The following is a 15,277-nucleotide window of genomic DNA, read 5'->3' as shown; positions in this document are numbered from 1 at the left end:
CACCCCCCGGGTCATCCGTTCGACAGGGGGGAACAGTCATGCCGGGCCCGGAGGCCAGCGGTCCTCTTACAGGACCGCGGAAAACATAACGGGGGAGGCGGGCGACGGGGAGGGGTGTGCGCGGTCATGCGTGTCCTTCCCGGTTGACGGGCCGCATCCGGTCGGGCGGTGTACGCCGGATGCGATGCCGTAGCCGGGTACCCGCATTCCTGCCTTCGGACCGGCACCCTGGTGCTCGTCGGTCGGAGCCTGCGGATGTCGCCGGGCTTTGACGTCGTGAGATCCTCCCCGGAGGGTGGCCGCTGTCGATGAACCTGCCGCGCTGGCAATCGGGGCGAAGCGGCATGAAAGGGGTATAAGACACTAGCCTCGGGCCATGGTGACGCGTACCCGGCTGTATCACGACGGCACTCTGGTCCTGGAGGACTTCCCCGTCAGTGACGTCCCTGCGCATCTCGCTGATCCGGGGTCGGTCCTGTGGCTGGACCTGCACCGGCCCGGAGCCGCTGAACTCACCATGCTCGGTCAGGAGTTCGGCATCCACGAACTGGCTCTGGAGGATGCCGCCCAGCGTGGACAGCGGCCGAAACTCGACCGCTATCGCACCCACGAGTTCCTCAGCGCCTATGCCGTGGCCGTCAGCCCGGACGGTGCGCAGCTGACGTACAGCGAGATCGCCGTATTCCTCACCGGCCAGGCCATGATCACCGTCCGCAAGGACGACGGCCTCGACATCGAGGACGTCGTCGCCCGCTGGGACGAGAGCCCGGATCTGGCCGGCCACGGCGTCGGATTCCTGCTGCACGGCCTGCTCGACCATCTCGTGGACGGACACTTCGCCGCCGTCCAGCAACTGGACGACAGCATCGAGGAGCTGGAGGGCCTGCTCTTCGCGGCCGGGCGCCGTGAGATCGAAGCCGTGCAGCGCCGGGTCTTCGCACTGCGCAAATCGCTCGTCCGGCTGCGCCGCGTCGTGCTTCCGATGCGCGAGGTGGTCAACGGGCTCATGCGCCCCGGCCTGCACCTGATCACCGACCCTCTCGTCCCGTACTACCAGGACGTCTACGACCACGTGCTGCGTGCGACCGAGTGGACGGAATCACTGCGGGACCTGGTGGCCTCGGTCATGGAGACGAACCTCTCGGTCCAGGCCAACAGCATGAATCTGATCATGAAGAAGGTGACGAGCTGGGCCGCGATCATCGCCGTTCCCACCGCGATCACCGGCTACTACGGCCAGAACCTCCCCTATCCCGGTTTCGGCCACGAGTCGGGCTTCATCACCTCCGCCGCCGTCATCGTGCTCCTGTCCGCATTGCTGTATCTGACGTTCAAGCGCAAGGACTGGCTCTGACCGGCATCGGCACCGGCGACCAGGTCCCGAAGGCAGGAAACTACCTGGTCATGGCGGGCTTTTCGGGCCGGTGAGCGGAGTAGTGTGAAGACACCGGGAGTTTTTCGCGCACCGGCTCCGCTGCGGGTGCCGTTTCCGGTGATCGACAGCACCGGGCCGCACCCACGAGCCCGGGGACAGGTCCGCGCCATGGCCGTGACCATTGACCGTACGACATCGAGCAGGCGCACGCCGTCGCCGGCGGCCCGGCTGTCCCTGAGACCCGCGCCGGGCGGGCTGGACGGCATGTGGTGGCCTCGCTCCCGTGCCCTCACCCGTGAGCTGCCCACCCTGACGGCCGCACTGGGCGATCTCTGGGGTCGTATCACGGGTGTCACCGTGCACCCGGCCTACTGGCCCGTCCTGCCGCACTGGGTGTCCGACGCCGGGCGCACCGTGCGGGTGGACTGGTCCACCGAGGAGCAGGATCCGCACAGACTCACTCTCTTCTCCGCTGACGGCCACCGGGACGTGCTGGTGATTCCGCCGGAAACCGGTGCTGACGCCGCCGCGCAGCTGATGGCCGGCGACGGCATCGATGTCCCGGCCCGGGAGCAAGCGGCAGACAGGATCGATGCACGAAACAGGGAGGAAGCCTGGGAGACCGACGGCGGAGCAGGTCGCCCGTCGTCCCTGCCCCGGCCCATCGGCTCGGCGGGGCCTTCGCCCGCCGGTCGGCGGAGGTGAGATCCCGTGCTCGTCATCGCCGTGGCCGTGCTGGTCGTCCTGATCGCCGTCGGAGTCGTTCTGATCCACCGGCTCAACGGCCAGCACGCCGAACGGATCGCTGCCTTCCACTACAGCGATGTTCTGCCGGGGATCGGGCGTCGGCCCCGGAGACACCGTCGGTCGGTGGACGCGACCGTTCCGACGCGCCCCACCGCGACGGCGACCGCGGATGACATCGGCTTCGGCCCGACCGTGGGCAGTAGAGGAAGGCGCGTCATGGCGATGTTGCGCGACCGGAAGACGTACCGCGAGAGGATCATGCAGGCTCTGTACCAGGCCGCCGAGGGCAATCGCCTCCTGGGTGTCGATGGGGCGAAGCTCCGCACGGACCTGGGTATCCCTGAGCAGGACATGGCCGCTGCCTGCATGTACCTGGCAGGTGAAGGCTGGGTCGTCGTGGACTGGGAGAGGGGCAACACGCCCGGGATGATCACGCTGACGCACCAGGGGATCCGGCAGATGGAGACGGAAGAGGAAGGGCGTGGCTGAACCGCCGCGTCGGCTTCTCGGACCGAAGTGAACCCTCGCAAGGATTGCTTATGGCGGATTAGTCCCTTTGACGTAACCTGGAAAGCGGGTCGGCGCACGCTCACGTGCAATGACCCGGAAGGGCGGCTCCGGCGGGTATACGCCGGAGCCGTTGCCTGTTTCCGCAACCGCGCCTGCGGCGAAGCGCTCGCGGGAGCGTCGTGCGGAGTACCGTGAGGTAGCAGGGTCGTATCGTGGTCGCACGCCGTGCGGTCGCACTGCTCTCTGCGGACGGGCGGACACCATGGCAGGCTCAGACACCCCCGACTTCCCCAGGCTCCTGCCGGACGCCGTGCACCGGTCGGTGAATCCCGGAACGGCCCTGCTGCGACTGGAGACCACCCACGCACGCGAGGGAATCCTGGACGGCGCATGGTGGCCGCGGTCCCGGGACATCGGTGCCGAGCTTCCCTCGCTGATCTCCGCGTTGACCGAGCATCTCGGGCCTGTCACCCGGGTCGGTCTGGACGGCAGCGCCTGGGACGAACTGCCGACCCGGGTGATGGTCGACGACCGGGTCGTGCACATCGACTCCTTCCCGGTCGGTGACGACACCGTCCTCATCACCCGAGGCGAAGGGGACCTTTTCTCTCTGTTGCTGGTTCCTCCGGACACGTCGCCCGACGCGGCACGCGCCGCGATGGCCAGGGCCGTACGGGCCGAAAACGTCACCGAGGCCAGGCAGATCCTCATCGAAACGGGCAGCGACACGCCACCTACGCCGGCCTGACACGTCCGTCGCAGATCGACTCCCCACCCGGCCTGGACGCTAGATGCGGGCGAACTCCTCCGTCTGCTGGGCGAATTCCCGGGCCATGGCAGCGCTGACCGTGGGCTTGGTGTCGCAGATCGTGTCCAGGTAGTCGTCGGTGGTGGGGGTGGTCCGGGTTCCGGTGTCGAAGGTGCGCTCGAACTGGGCCTGGGAGACGGTACGTGCCGCGTGGGCGATGTCGGCGGGGGTGAACCCCTCACTGGCGGATGCGAGTACCGCGCTGTCGGCCCGCGCGCCCGCTCGGGCCAGGTAGCTCTCCCACAGTGCGGTCCTGGCGGTGTGGTCGGGAGGGCCGATCGGCAGCACGTAGTCGAAGCGGCCGTGCCGCAGGAACGCGGAGTCGAGCGTGGTCACGTTGTTCGTGGCGCAGACGAGCAGCCGTCCGTCCTGGCTTCGGAACCGGACGATCGCCTTGAGCAGTTCGTTGACGACGCCGACAGCGGTCGCGTCCGCGCCGCCGCGTTCGCCGGCGACCTCCTCGACCTCGTCGATGAAGACGAGGACGTGGTCGAGCCGGGCGATCTCGTCGAAGCGCCGGTTCAGCCCGGTCGCCAGGCCGTACTCGGCGGCCAGACGGGCGGGGAACAGTTCGAGGAAGGGCCATCCCAGGCGGCTGGCGATCGCGTGCGCGAACGTGCTCTTGCCGGTCCCGGGCGGGCCGAACAGCATCACCGCCCGTGGCGGTTCCACTCCGTGCTGGGCGGCCAGTTCGGGATGGGCCAGCGGCAGGACCAGGCGCCGCTCGATGAGCTGCTTCTCCCGTTGCATGCCCGCGACCTTCTGCCAGAGCCCCCCTGGCGGCAGCTCCGCTCCGAGCGAGGACAGCGTGCCGGCCGACTGCGGGGTCACCGGACCGCGTTTCTCGAAGAAGACCAGCCCGGGGCGGGCGCCGAAGTCGCAGTTGCGCAGGGCGGTGGCACCGGTCTCGCCCTCGGGCAGGGCGGCGTGCACCGCGCGGACGCCGGCGGCGAAGAGCCGTTGCTCAAGGGCGGTGATCAGGGCACTCCCCAGCCCGCGCTGCCGCCAGCCGGGCGCCATGCAGATGCGCAGGATCCATGCCCGTTCGCCCTCCACCCTGCTCACCGCGGCGCCGATCAGCACGTCGTCGGCCGTGGCCACCACGGCCGGGTGGCGGGTCTGGAGGGCCGTCACGGCGTCCGAGAGTGGGAAGAGCGGCGGCTCCTCGGTCGTGCCGCTCTGCATGTCGACACGGATCACCGCTTCGAGATCGTCCTGGGTGTAGTCCCTGACCCGCCAACCCGTCATGATCAGCTCCGCGTGTTCGGCCGTACCCCCATCATCAGCCGGTGCCCGGAGGACGCGCGCGACAGGCGACGGTCACGAATCCTCCCTGGTGCCACGGATCGCTCGGGCCGTGGTCGGCTTCACGCCGCGGTACCGGGCGCGCTGCCTGCCGGGCTGAGGGACGTGTCGGTGCGGCCGGTGCCGGCCGGGGGCGCTGCCGCGGCGGGTGCGGCGGCAGCGGTTTCCCGGGCGAGGAAGGAGCCGAGCTCGCCGATCGTGCTCATGAGGGGGGCCGGGAAGACGACGGTGGTGTTCTGGTCGACACCGATCTCCACCAGGCTCTGGAGATTGCGCAGTTGAAGCGCCAGGGGGTGGGCCATCATGGTGTCCGAGGCGTCGCCGAGCGCGGCTGCGGCCAGGGACTCGCCCTCCGCGTTGATGATCTTCGCTCGCTTCTCCCGCTCGGCCTCGGCCTGGCGGGCCATGGCGCGCTTCATGGTGTCGGGCAGCTGGATGTCCTTGAGCTCGACCAGCGTGACCTGCACACCCCAGTCGACGGTGGTGACGTCGAGGATCTGGCGGATGTCCAGGTTGATACGGTCCGTCTCCGACAGCGTCTCGTCGAGCGTGTGCCGGCCGACGACCTTCCGCAGGGTGGTCTGGGCGATCTGGTTGATCGCCGCGTTGACGTTCTCCACGGCGACGACCGACTTCACGGCGTCGACGACCCGGAAGTAGGCGACCGCCGACACGTCCACGCTCACGTTGTCCCGGGTGATGATGCCCTGGGACTGGATCGGCATGGTGACGACCCGCAGCGACACCCGGTGCAGGGCGTCGACGAACGGGATGATGAACCGCAGTCCCGGGGAGCGTGTTCCGACGAGTCGGCCGAAGCGGAACAGCACTCCCTTCTCGTACTGCTTGACGACCTTCACGGACAGGGCGAGGGCCAGGACGGCCAGAAGACCGATCACGACGATGAGAACGATCAGGGCTTGCATGTACTGCTCCTCGGGACGAGGACCACGTGGGGCGGAGACTCGCCGGTCGAGACCCCTGCATGTGCCTGCGCCGGCTCGTGAGGCAGGTCCGAAACCCGTGAAGGCACCGGTCGTGGCGGCCGTCTCACATGCCGATGACCAGGCGACTGGCGCGATCCGTCCGTGCCGGAACGGCCGCTGAGGCGGGGCCGTCCTCCTCGTGCTTCCCTGCCTCGTCCGGTTCGAGTGGCCGGTCGGCGGCGGAGACGGCGTGCCGGGTCTCGTCCGCGGCGATGAGAGCGCTTGCGGTCAGCGGTGGGCCGTCGTAGTCGGACGCGGCCGCCATCAGGCGGGCCGCCGACTCCGTCTCGGTCTCGGGCGGGATGACCAGCAGGTCCCAGCGGCCGGTGCCGTAGGAGAGCAGCAGCAGCTTGTGCGGGTCGATCTCCGGGGTGAACCATCCGGCCTTGACGACATGACCGCCCACGGGGATCTCGTGCGGGATGACCGGCCAGTACGTCGGGTTGACGGCGATGCGGGTGATGCGGCCCCACAGAGGGTCCAGCACATCGGTCAGCGCGGGCAGCTCGCTCAGCAGGTCCCGGGAGCGGGGCCACCAGGCACCGTCCAGGAGGCCGCGCGACGGGCCGTCGGTCTTCAGCGCGAGACGCGCGGCCGGGGCTGCGACGGGCTCGTGGTGTGGCAGGAGTTGGTGCAAGGTCGCCGACATGATGCGGACCCGTCTCCGGGCCGCCTTGGCGGCGCCCCGGGTTTCGTCTCTCGCCGAGAACGACCCGGCGTGGAAGCCGGTGTGCGAAATGCCCTCGGTGCTGTCCACGGTACTCCGCACACGCCGGGGCGGTTGTGGAGGCGCCGCCGGATCCGTGAAGCGGCTGTCGATACCGGCGGGCAGTGGGCTGAGGGCGCCGCGGCACGTCGTACGCCGGCTACCGGACCGGTCTCACGCCCGACGGCTCGCATGCCCTGGCCGGCACTCCTTGGCTGTATTGCGCGGGAGGTTTTCCTCGTGTTTTGTTCAACCCGTCGCTCCGCATCGGTCCGCCGGGCGCGGGCGGGGAGTATCCTGGTGATTACCGAGAGCATCTCGTACACCGGCTTCCACGCCGGGTCGTTCTCGGCGATTCATCACAACCGGGCCGGCCGTGACCGGCCCGGGGTTGGGTCCCCGCCATGACCGCGACCATTCCGTTCACACCCGCAGTCGGAGGCCGGGCTCCTTCTTCGTCACCGCTCCGACTCACGCTGGCGCCGGCCGGCGCCCCTCCGGCCCTCATCGACGGTGCCTGGTGGCCCCGTTCGCGCAACCTGACGGAGCAGCTCCCGGCGCTCGTCGAATGTCTCGACCGGCTGTGGGGGCGGATCACCCGGGTAGCGGTGAGCCGCACGTTCTGGCCGGTCATTCCGGGGGAAGTGCCCGCGCACGGCCACATGGTGCGCGTCGGCTGGTCCAACGCCGGGCAGGATCCGCACAAGCTGTTGCTGCTGTCCTACACCTTCGGCCGCTGGGACCTGCTGGTGATCCCACCGGAGACAGCCCCGGCCACCGCGGCCCGGCACATGGCCGCGGCCACCGACCCGTCACGGAGCCTCACGGCGACCGGCCTGATCCATGAGGCCGAACGTTTCCGGGCCGCGGCAGAGGCAGCGGCCGACTCGGACTCACTCGGGGAGGCGGTCTGGGACTCCGAAGGCGGACACGACGCCCCCCACCCCGCCTCACGCACTCCTGACGGACCGGTCACCGGTCACGGGCCCCCCACCACGGCAGCAGGAGCATGGGAGATATGGGCACCTTCGTGACGGTGAGCGTGCTGCTCGCGATGATCGTCTTCGGTGTGATCGTGATTCAGCTGTTCACCGCGAGCCACGATGATCGCATGGAGACCCTGACCTCCGGCCGTACCCGGCGGTGGCGGTTCTCGCCATGGCACCGCACGGGGAAGTGAACCCGCTCCAAGGAGGATCGCGGAGCCGCCCCCGCCGGTAGGACTTTCGCAAAGAGCGGCGGGAGAGGAACGTAGTGTGCCGTCGGCCATGTCCATGGTGGTGCGCTGCCGGCTCACTCCAGGAGGGCGAGGTCGTCGGTGGCGCTCCCGCGCCATTCGATCAGCAGGAGCGTCGCATCGTCCGTCGTGATCCCGCCCCGCGCCCGTTGCAGCGTGTGGGAGAGGGAGCGCGCCACCGTCCGGATCTGCTGGGCCGTGGGCTCAAGGCGGTTCACCCACCCGATGAGCTGCTCCTCACTGAATTCCTCACCGCCGACATCGCGCTCCTCTATCAGTCCGTCGGTGAAGCACAGGATCCGGTCGCCGGGGATGAGAGCCACTTCACTGATCCGGGGCTCGTGACCGCCGAAGCCGACGGGCAGCGTCGTCGGGCCCTGCAGCCGTCGTACGACACGGTGTCCACGGATCAACAGAGGAGCGGGATGTCCGGCGTTGACCCACTGAAGCCTGCCCGTTGCCGTGTTGAGCCGCATCATCTGAGCGGTCACGAAGTGGTCGGGGCCGAACTGATCGGCGACGGCCCGGTCCATGAACGTATAGATCTCCGACAGGCCGACGCTGATGCGCCGGGCATGCCGGTAGGCTCCGATGACCACCGTGGCCATCGTGGCGGCGTCCAGTCCGTGGCCCATCGCGTCGACCATGGCCACATGCAGGACATCGCCGTTGAGGGCGTAGTCGAAGCTGTCGCCGGCCACGTCGTAGGCGGGTTCCAGCATCCCGGCCAGCTCGACCCGGGGCGTGGACATCGCCAGCGGTGGCAGCAGCGACCACTGGATCTCCGCCGCCACACTCATCGGTTCTCTGCGGCGCAGCCGGAAGAACAGATCGGTGTAACCGTGCTTGGTCACCAGCATGTCGGCCACGAGTGAGGCGAGCCTGCGCAGCAGCCGTCGCTCGTCGTCCTGGAGACGGTCCAGGGTGACGGCCATGACGCCCACCTGGTCGCCACCGTCCAGCAGGGGCAGATAGACCCGCACACCGTCGGCCTGCGAAACCTCGACGGGACGCGCTTCCCGGAAGGCGCGTCCGGCGTCGGAGCCGTCGATCGGCTGCGGTTCCCCGGCCGCCAGCCCGTCGCCCGGCAGGGGGACGAGCCACACCTGGCCGTAGTCCTGCAGGAAGATAGAGGTCTCGCGGCCGTCGAGCCTGCTGATCTGCCGTGCGACGAGCGGACCGAGCTGGTGCGGCGGCAGCTCGTGCCCCTGGTCCAGCAGGATTCCCAGAAACTCCTCCCCGAAGCGCTCCGACCGGGTGGAGCCTTCCGCGGGTCCTTGCCCCTCACCGCCCGTCATCGCCGTGGCCCGGGGGGGACGTTCTGGCGGATCTTCACGAAGGTGCTGTGCATACGAACTCCCGACGGAGACTCACCGGTCGACGCGGTGGTGAACTCCCGCCCGGATCGTGGGGGTCGATCCACCGACTCCCCATCGAGTCGGCCGTGCGCTCGTGCGGCGAGGACCGGCACAACGGCCACCGGGCGCGCCCCGGCCGAGCCGCGGCGGCTGGTCAGCACCGGCGGCGGCCTCAGCCGGATCGACCTCTTCGCCGTCGTCGTCCGCCGCCGCGAACATCTTGGTGGGGTCCGCGCCGTCTGCCGGCCTGCCCGCAGCATGGATCACTGCCCTGCAGGGCAACCGACCCCGCCTACCAGTAGTGGCGTCGACCGGCGACGGCGTGTCCCATCGCGCCGAGGATCCACAGGATGGCTCCCACGACCAGCAGGATGATCCCGATGGTCCACAGGATGGACAGGCCGGTGAGGAAGCCGACGACGAGCAGAATGACGCCCAGGATGATCATGATCTCTCCTTCGGGGAGTGGTGCCGGCGCGCCCGCGAACTGCTATGGGCCGCAAGGGCGTCGGCGGGAACGGCCGATCTCCTCCTCAGTCCACGCGGTGTGGTCCGTGGCGGCTGACCTGTAGGCGGACCTCGGTTGGCATGTCGGTGAGGCCGGTGGACCGACGCGCGGTGCCGATCGGGCCTTCGCACAGGGCACCGAGAGTGGCGCCGGGCGTGCCCTCGGGGGTGAGGGTGAGCTTGATGCGGGTGCGGTGGCGGCCCGGTCGGCCGGTGATGACTACGGCCGCATGGCCTACCCCTGGCAGGGCACCGGCTTCGTTCGCGATCGCTTCGCTGAGTGCGCGGTCGCGCAGTTCGACGCCTTCCTGCGGGGGTATGCCGCCGACGGGCAGTGAGCCGGGGCGGTGTCGGCTCAGCTGGGCGAGCAGCCACCACAGGGCGAGGAGGGCGGTGAGGACGAGGGCGGCGATGACCGCGGGCCACCACCACCAGCCCTGGCTGCTCCAGCGGGCCCGGTCGGCGGAGCCGAGCAGGACGTCGGCCGGGGTGGTCAGGGGCCAGCCGGCGGGCGGGGCCAGATCGTGCCGCCTGTAGAGGTCGAGCCCGGCGAAGAGGATGAGCAGTCCGCCGCCGAGGAGGACCAGCCCGGCGAGGGCCAGCAGGGTGCGGTTGAGAGCGGATCGCGGCGTCATGGCGGGCTCCGGTGCTGCGGGTCTTGTGTCAGCGGGTGCGTCGCCGCGTCCGTACGGCGATGCGGGGAGGACGGGCGAGGGCGAGCCGGTCGCGCTCCTCGTCGAGGACGGCGGTGAGGTCGTCCTTCACCTGTCGGGGGTCTCGGAAGCGGACGTCCGCGCGGGCTTTGATGCGGTGGCGGCCCACCATGACGTGCGTCGCGCCGACTCCGGGGACCCGCATGGCGGCGTCGCGCAGCAGGACGGCGGCGCTGTTGCGGTCCACGAAGGCCCGCAATCGCGGGCAGCCGGCGGGTGAGCGCAGGGGCAGCCAGCGTCGCTGACCGGGAGTGAGGGCCAGGACGATCAGCCAGACGCCGACGGCGGCGGCCACGGCGGCCCCCGTCAGCATCCACACGTCGTCCACCGGGCGGGTCGCCAGTTCGTCGGCCAGGTGCCGCCGCCAGGCCGCCGCCGGACGTCCCACCCGTACGGCGACGACGTCGACGAGCGCCGCGACCGCGGCCACGAGGATCACCGCGGCGACCATCGCCGCCGTGATGCGGCGCGCGGACCACTTGCGATGTGTTCGGTGTCCTCCTTCGCGCTCACCGGCTGTGAGGTCGGAGGTGGACACGTCGCGTTCGGGAGGGTCGGGCTCCTTCGCCAGGGGCACCGCGGCAGGGTGCGTGGTCGACTCGGAGCCGCGGCCCGGGGGACGTGGACCGGATGTCATCGCGATCGCCCTTCCTGCACGGCGTGCCCAATGACCCGGGCCGCCCGGCCGCTCACCGGACCCCCCCCGGCTCGAGTCGGTGGCGGTCACCAGCCGCCGGACGGTGAGGAGGACCTCTCCCACTCGCAGCCCGGTCAGCTGGGCGACCCGTTCGGCGACGTCCCGCTGGATCCGCTCGCAGACACGGGGGATGTCGGTGGGGTAGGGCAGGTCCATGGTCAGATGCAGGCGCACCGATCCGGTACGGACGGCGGCGGAGGCGTGGGGTGCCGCCGGTCCGCCGCGGTCGGGTGGTACGGCGGCGCGCCGGGACTGGGCCGTGCGTGCGGCCTGGGCGGCGATACGGGCGACCACCCTGTCGGGGATGACGGTGGCGCCCCGCTCGGCCGGGGGCGGCAGCCCGGCGGCCGGCGCCGGCGGGCCCGACCCCTCGCCAGGGGAACCGGGCCGGGTCTTCACCGCTGCCTCCGTGTCCGGAGGTCCAGGTCGCCCTGTACGACGAGGCCGACGATCAGCCCCGCCGCGCCCAGGACCAGGACCAGCAAAAACGCCCAGAAGCCGCCGAAGTAGCCGGCGAAGCCGAGGGCCATGCCGGCCGCGAGTCCCGTCGTTGCTGTGTTCATCTCGCACTCACCCGTCTCGCGAGCGTCCCTCTCGCCGTGATCATCCGCTCGGGCCCGAGATCACGGCGGTGGTCCCGGCAGCGGTCATCTCACGCGGCCCTCGTCCGGTTCGGTCTGCTGCTCCTCGTCGTCGGGCAGGTGGACGTCGTCGACGGCGATGTTCACCTCCACGACCTCCAGGCCCGTCATCCGCTCCACGGCGCTGATGACATTGACGCGTACGCCGCCCGCGACGTCGACGATGGAGACGCCGTACTCGACGACGACGTCCAGGTCCACCGCGGCCTGCCGTTCCCCGACCTCGACCTTGACGCCGCGGGTGACCGCTCCGCCTCCGCCTGCGCCGGGGACGCGTTCCCGCATGGCTCCGAAGGCGCGGGCCATGCCCGCGCCCAGGCTGTGGATGCCCGGTACCTCGCGGGCGGCCATGCCCGCGATCTTGGCCACCACACCGTCCGCGATGGTGGTCCTGCCCCGTGTCTCGGCCGGAGCCCCGGCCCCGGTGCGGCCCTTGAGCGCGCTCACGCCCGCTTCGGGCCGGCTGCCCCCGCCGACGCTGGTGATGTTGTCCGTCATGGCGGTCGCCTCGATCGGTCGGCCGGACACCGGAATGGTGCCCGTCGAACGTTGGACATACCGGGCGGCACAATCCTCACGCGTCTGGCATGTGATGTGCGTCACAACTTGTATCGGGGGTACACGCTCGTTCCGAGCCTGCGTGGGAGCGTCATGATCGAACGCACTGCTTCCCCACGACTGGGGTGCGACCTGCCCGACCGCCTGCTGGCGGTACGGGCGGCCGAGGGAGACGAGGACTCCTTCGCCGTTCTCGTCCAGCGGCACAGCCGGTCCCTGCTGACCCTGGCCCGTTGCATGCTGGGCAACCCCCAGGACGCCGAGGAGGCCGTTCAGGACGCCTTCGTCAGCGCCTGGCGCCACCTGCCGGAATACCGCCACAGGGCGGAGTTCCACACCTGGATATACCGGATCACCGTCAACCGCTGCCAGACCATGTGCCACCGACGGCCGCCGCCTCTTTCCCTGGACACCGTCGCCGAACCCGCGGCGGGCGACGCGTGGAGCCAGCCCGCCCGGACCGCCGAGGAGGACGCGGCCATGGCCGCCCTGTTCCGCGCGCTCGCCGAGCTGGACGCCGGACAGCGGGTCTGCTGGATCCTGAGGGAGGTGCAGGGCCTGCCCTACAAGGAGATAGCGCACGTGACGCGTACCGACGAGCAGACGGTACGCGGCAGACTGTTCAGGGCACGCCGATCCCTGCAGGAGGCGATGGGCTCATGGCGCTAGACGACCCGCACACGCGGCCTCCCGAACCGCCCGGAGCCGACGGGCCCCGCAACGGCTGGGCCGCCGCCGACGTGCCCCCGATCGCAGGCGATGAGGTACTGCCCTGCGGCCGCCTGCTCAGCCGGGTCTGGGAACAGGCGCGGGACGCACCACCGGCCGCGGACCCGCACCCGGTGTCCTGTCCATACTGCCGAGAGGCGGTCGAGGGACTGGCCACGGTGAACGCGGCCGCCCGGACGCTGCGCGACGAGGACCCTCCGGGCCTGCACGCACTCGCCGACCGGGTCATGGACGTCGTCAGGGCAGAGGTCCGGTTCGGGCGGCTGCTGCCCCTGGCCGACCCCGACCGGGACCTGCGGATCGCCGAGAGCGCCGCGGCCAAGGTGCTGAGGCGGGCCGCGGACACGGTCCCCGGTGCCAGGGCCGCGACCTGCCGGCTCGTACACGAGGGCAACGGCACCGACGTGCGGGTGACCATGACCCTGGCCGCCGCCCTCGACCGCCCGCTGCCCGACCGGGTCCACCAGGTACGCCGATCGGTCCTCCACTCGGCCGGACAGGACCTGGGGCTCACGGTGACAGCCGTCGACATCACCGTGGCCGACGTACTGGAACCGGGACCGACTCTCGGTCCCCGCCTCCCGACGGGCGGTGGCGCATGATGACCGCCACCAGCACCACCGCGCTCCTCGGCGTCGCGGCCGAGGCAGCCATCGCGGTTCCTGGCGTGGCCGCCCTGCAACCCCGCCTCGCTCGGCGCCTCGCGGCAGCCGCCGCGCCCACCCGGGCGGACACCACGCCACCCGAGGCCGGCGTACGCGCCGACCGGGCGCCGGACGGGTCGGGATGGCACATCGAGGTGCGCTGCGTCCTGACGGAGGATCGGCGGGCGCTGGACATCGCCCGAAACGTCCACGACCGGGTGACAGACGCCCTCATCACCCACCTCGCCACCCACGCTGCGGCGGAGCCGGTCACCGTCGCGGTCACGGTGACCGGTATTGCCGCCTGGCACGACGCGGCATGAGCGGCGGCGCGGGCACAGGCCCCGCGAACCGTCGTTCGGCAAGCTGGTTTCCCAGGGCGGAAGCGGCCGCGGGGCCACCAGGCGGGCAGGTGGTCGCCATGGACGAGGATGACGCGGACGCGGCGCTGCGAGCGGCGCTCGACCAGCTGGCGTTCGCCACCCGGAGCGCGGCGGCGCTGTCGAGCACGCTGGACGCGGTCGAGGGGCTCAGACGGGTGTGCCGCGTGCTGGTGCCGGGACTGGCCGACTGGTCCGCGGCCGGTCTGGTGGACGAGGACGGCGCCGCCGAGCGGGTCTGTTTGACCCCGACGCGGCCCTGACCGGCCTGACGGGACCGTTGCCGCCGGTGCCGGAGACGGCGACGGGCCCGCTGTCCCGGGTGCTTCGCGGCGCCGGCCCGCTCCTGTTGTCGGCCGGGCGGCTGCCGGCCGCGCAGGAGGCGTCCGATCCGCTGCACACGGCAACCACGCAACCGTTCGCGCGACTCGGGGGAGACTCCGTGATCGTGGGGCCCTTGCGGGCACGCCGGCGAGTGCTCCGGAGCGTGCGTCATCAGCGACCGCCGGTAAGTCTGGCGTGCGACGTTTTGGTCAGATGGGTTCCGGGACGCGTTGAGCGGAGGTCGCGTCGCGTGCGGGTTCGGAAGTGAGCTGGCATTCAACTCGTCCGCCCGCCCTGCCGTCCGGCTCGGAACGCGGGCGGCAGAGCTGTGCTGCGTTCAGATGGACCGTGCGGTGGCCAGTGCCTTGTCCAGGGAGGTGCGGATCTCATCGGGCAGCTGTTCGCTGTGTACCCACTCCACGATCAGTTCGGAGACCTGCCGCAGTTTTGTATTGGTGTGCTGTGAGACCTCTCGTAGCAGTTGGAAGCCCTGCTCGGGACGCAGGCCACCGAGGGTGATGACCACACCGATCGCTTGGTCCACCACGGTGTGGGAGACGACGGCCTCCTGCAGCTGACCGATTTCCGTCTGCAACTCGCTGATCTTGTTCAGGAGCGGTGTCCGTGCCGGAACCAAGTGCCCCTCGAGCCGCATCGGGGTGCCGTTCGAAGAGTCTTCCATCATGGTCACATCCCAGACCTCGGGTTTCCCGTCCGGGTCGCCGGTGCCGTACGGAATTGCGAGGACGACAGTTCGACTATTACCCCAGGTTGCCGTTTTCGTGCATCCCGTTCCACGGCGCGCAGCGGCCGTTGGAGCGGAGCTCACTCAGGGTTCAACTCGGCCATGACGGTGGGCCCTGCCCTGCGACGATCAGTACCGCTCGGATCGAGGGATGTTCCGTCCATGGTCGCGGTGCCTGCGGGCGCGCCTGATCGGGCGAAGGACTGCTCGACCACCAGACGCCGGGGCAGGATCACGAGGCCGGGTGGTGTCGTCCTGGCTCGGCTGACCGTCTTCAGAGTCGGTTCGAGGCTCTCCGGTGCCGACG

General features: G+C 70.5%; 20 protein-coding genes. 10 read left to right on the top strand and 10 right to left on the bottom strand.

The genetic code is table 11. The annotated features are described in order from the left end of the window. The first annotated feature begins 376 nt into the window (after window positions 1-376). The 4 genes from ABT171_RS39990 to ABT171_RS39975 all read left to right on the top strand — a co-directional run bounded on the left by ABT171_RS39990 (window position 377) and on the right by ABT171_RS39975 (window position 3,380). Window positions 377-1,354 (top strand): magnesium transporter CorA family protein, encoded by a 978-nt coding sequence (locus ABT171_RS39990; protein ID WP_351251638.1) that lies wholly within the window; start codon window positions 377-379, stop codon window positions 1,352-1,354. A 189-nt stretch (window positions 1,355-1,543) separates the two neighbouring features. Continuing rightward, entirely contained in the window at window positions 1,544-2,080 is a 537-nt protein-coding gene (locus ABT171_RS39985; protein WP_350834323.1) for a DUF5994 family protein, read from the top strand. Between the two features lie 6 nt (window positions 2,081-2,086). Next, window positions 2,087-2,611 carry a hypothetical protein gene (locus ABT171_RS42075; protein WP_434975033.1) on the top strand — a complete coding sequence of 175 codons (525 nt, stop codon included), beginning with the start codon at window positions 2,087-2,089 and terminating at the stop codon, window positions 2,609-2,611. 283 nt (window positions 2,612-2,894) lie between these two features. After that, the gene (locus tag ABT171_RS39975; protein WP_351251636.1) at window positions 2,895-3,380 is read left to right on the top strand and encodes a DUF5994 family protein; all 486 of its coding nucleotides are present in this window, start codon (window positions 2,895-2,897) and stop codon (window positions 3,378-3,380) included. A 39-nt stretch (window positions 3,381-3,419) separates the two neighbouring features. On the opposite strand, the gene ABT171_RS39970 is transcribed toward ABT171_RS39975, so the two are convergent. The 3 genes from ABT171_RS39970 to ABT171_RS39960 all read right to left on the bottom strand — a co-directional run bounded on the left by ABT171_RS39970 (window position 3,420) and on the right by ABT171_RS39960 (window position 6,488). Then, on the bottom strand, window positions 3,420-4,688 hold the full coding sequence (locus tag ABT171_RS39970) for an ATP-binding protein (RefSeq protein WP_351251634.1): 1,269 nt from the start codon (window positions 4,686-4,688) through the stop codon (window positions 3,420-3,422). A 119-nt stretch (window positions 4,689-4,807) separates the two neighbouring features. Continuing rightward, complete coding sequence (locus tag ABT171_RS39965) at window positions 4,808-5,671, bottom strand: slipin family protein (protein ID WP_069777874.1); 864 nt, start codon at window positions 5,669-5,671, stop codon at window positions 4,808-4,810. Between the two features lie 124 nt (window positions 5,672-5,795). Further along, window positions 5,796-6,488 (bottom strand): DUF5994 family protein, encoded by a 693-nt coding sequence (locus ABT171_RS39960; RefSeq protein ID WP_200418068.1) that lies wholly within the window; start codon window positions 6,486-6,488, stop codon window positions 5,796-5,798. Window positions 6,489-6,841: 353 nt separating this feature from the next. Here ABT171_RS39960 and ABT171_RS39955 point away from each other — a divergent pair, with 353 nt between their 5' ends. Further along, entirely contained in the window at window positions 6,842-7,471 is a 630-nt protein-coding gene (locus tag ABT171_RS39955) for a DUF5994 family protein (RefSeq protein WP_350834313.1), read from the top strand. After that, the gene (locus tag ABT171_RS39950; RefSeq protein WP_350834311.1) at window positions 7,456-7,617 is read left to right on the top strand and encodes a hypothetical protein; all 162 of its coding nucleotides are present in this window, start codon (window positions 7,456-7,458) and stop codon (window positions 7,615-7,617) included. Before ABT171_RS39955 ends, ABT171_RS39950 begins: the two co-directional genes overlap by 16 nt. 113 nt (window positions 7,618-7,730) lie before the next feature. On the opposite strand, the gene ABT171_RS39945 is transcribed toward ABT171_RS39950, so the two are convergent. The 6 genes from ABT171_RS39945 to ABT171_RS39920 form a co-directional block, all read right to left on the bottom strand. Then, window positions 7,731-8,972 carry a PP2C family protein-serine/threonine phosphatase gene (locus tag ABT171_RS39945; protein ID WP_351251631.1) on the bottom strand — a complete coding sequence of 414 codons (1,242 nt, stop codon included), beginning with the start codon at window positions 8,970-8,972 and terminating at the stop codon, window positions 7,731-7,733. 352 nt (window positions 8,973-9,324) lie between these two features. After that, window positions 9,325-9,480 carry a DUF6131 family protein gene (locus ABT171_RS39940; protein ID WP_099054839.1) on the bottom strand — a complete coding sequence of 52 codons (156 nt, stop codon included), beginning with the start codon at window positions 9,478-9,480 and terminating at the stop codon, window positions 9,325-9,327. Window positions 9,481-9,565: 85 nt separating this feature from the next. Next, window positions 9,566-10,174 carry an alkaline shock response membrane anchor protein AmaP gene (locus ABT171_RS39935; protein WP_351251629.1) on the bottom strand — a complete coding sequence of 203 codons (609 nt, stop codon included), beginning with the start codon at window positions 10,172-10,174 and terminating at the stop codon, window positions 9,566-9,568. 28 nt (window positions 10,175-10,202) lie between these two features. Next, window positions 10,203-11,348 carry a DUF6286 domain-containing protein gene (locus ABT171_RS39930; protein ID WP_351251627.1) on the bottom strand — a complete coding sequence of 382 codons (1,146 nt, stop codon included), beginning with the start codon at window positions 11,346-11,348 and terminating at the stop codon, window positions 10,203-10,205. After that, a complete protein-coding gene (locus tag ABT171_RS39925) occupies window positions 11,345-11,512 on the bottom strand; it encodes a hypothetical protein (RefSeq protein ID WP_030645371.1) in 168 nt (55 codons plus the stop codon). Before ABT171_RS39925 ends, ABT171_RS39930 begins: the two co-directional genes overlap by 4 nt. Before the next feature lie 84 nt (window positions 11,513-11,596). Then, window positions 11,597-12,088 carry an Asp23/Gls24 family envelope stress response protein gene (locus tag ABT171_RS39920; protein WP_055495862.1) on the bottom strand — a complete coding sequence of 164 codons (492 nt, stop codon included), beginning with the start codon at window positions 12,086-12,088 and terminating at the stop codon, window positions 11,597-11,599. Window positions 12,089-12,241: 153 nt separating this feature from the next. On the opposite strand from ABT171_RS39920, the gene ABT171_RS39915 reads away from it, so the two are divergent. The 4 genes from ABT171_RS39915 to ABT171_RS39900 all read left to right on the top strand — a co-directional run bounded on the left by ABT171_RS39915 (window position 12,242) and on the right by ABT171_RS39900 (window position 14,164). After that, the gene (locus ABT171_RS39915) at window positions 12,242-12,817 is read left to right on the top strand and encodes an RNA polymerase sigma factor (RefSeq protein WP_351251625.1); all 576 of its coding nucleotides are present in this window, start codon (window positions 12,242-12,244) and stop codon (window positions 12,815-12,817) included. Next, window positions 12,808-13,479: an Asp23/Gls24 family envelope stress response protein gene (locus tag ABT171_RS39910; RefSeq protein WP_351251623.1), complete on the top strand. Its 672-nt coding sequence runs from the start codon at window positions 12,808-12,810 to the stop codon at window positions 13,477-13,479. Before ABT171_RS39915 ends, ABT171_RS39910 begins: the two co-directional genes overlap by 10 nt. Further along, window positions 13,479-13,844, top strand: a complete 366-nt coding sequence (locus ABT171_RS39905) for a hypothetical protein (protein ID WP_351251622.1) — start codon at window positions 13,479-13,481, stop codon at window positions 13,842-13,844. Before ABT171_RS39910 ends, ABT171_RS39905 begins: the two co-directional genes overlap by 1 nt. Window positions 13,845-13,942: 98 nt before the next feature. After that, entirely contained in the window at window positions 13,943-14,164 is a 222-nt protein-coding gene (locus ABT171_RS39900) for a hypothetical protein (RefSeq protein ID WP_158926425.1), read from the top strand. A gap of 398 nt (window positions 14,165-14,562) precedes the next feature. Here ABT171_RS39900 and ABT171_RS39895 read toward each other — a convergent pair whose 3' ends face one another. Beyond that, window positions 14,563-14,910 carry an ANTAR domain-containing protein gene (locus ABT171_RS39895; RefSeq protein ID WP_308437751.1) on the bottom strand — a complete coding sequence of 116 codons (348 nt, stop codon included), beginning with the start codon at window positions 14,908-14,910 and terminating at the stop codon, window positions 14,563-14,565. Window positions 14,911-15,277: the final 367 nt, after the last annotated feature.

The organism is Streptomyces sp. NPDC001851, assembly GCF_040297165.1.
Lineage (GTDB): Bacteria > Actinomycetota > Actinomycetes > Streptomycetales > Streptomycetaceae > Streptomyces.
Note: the sequence above shows the minus strand (reverse complement) of the source record. Positions and strands in the feature narration are given on the sequence as shown.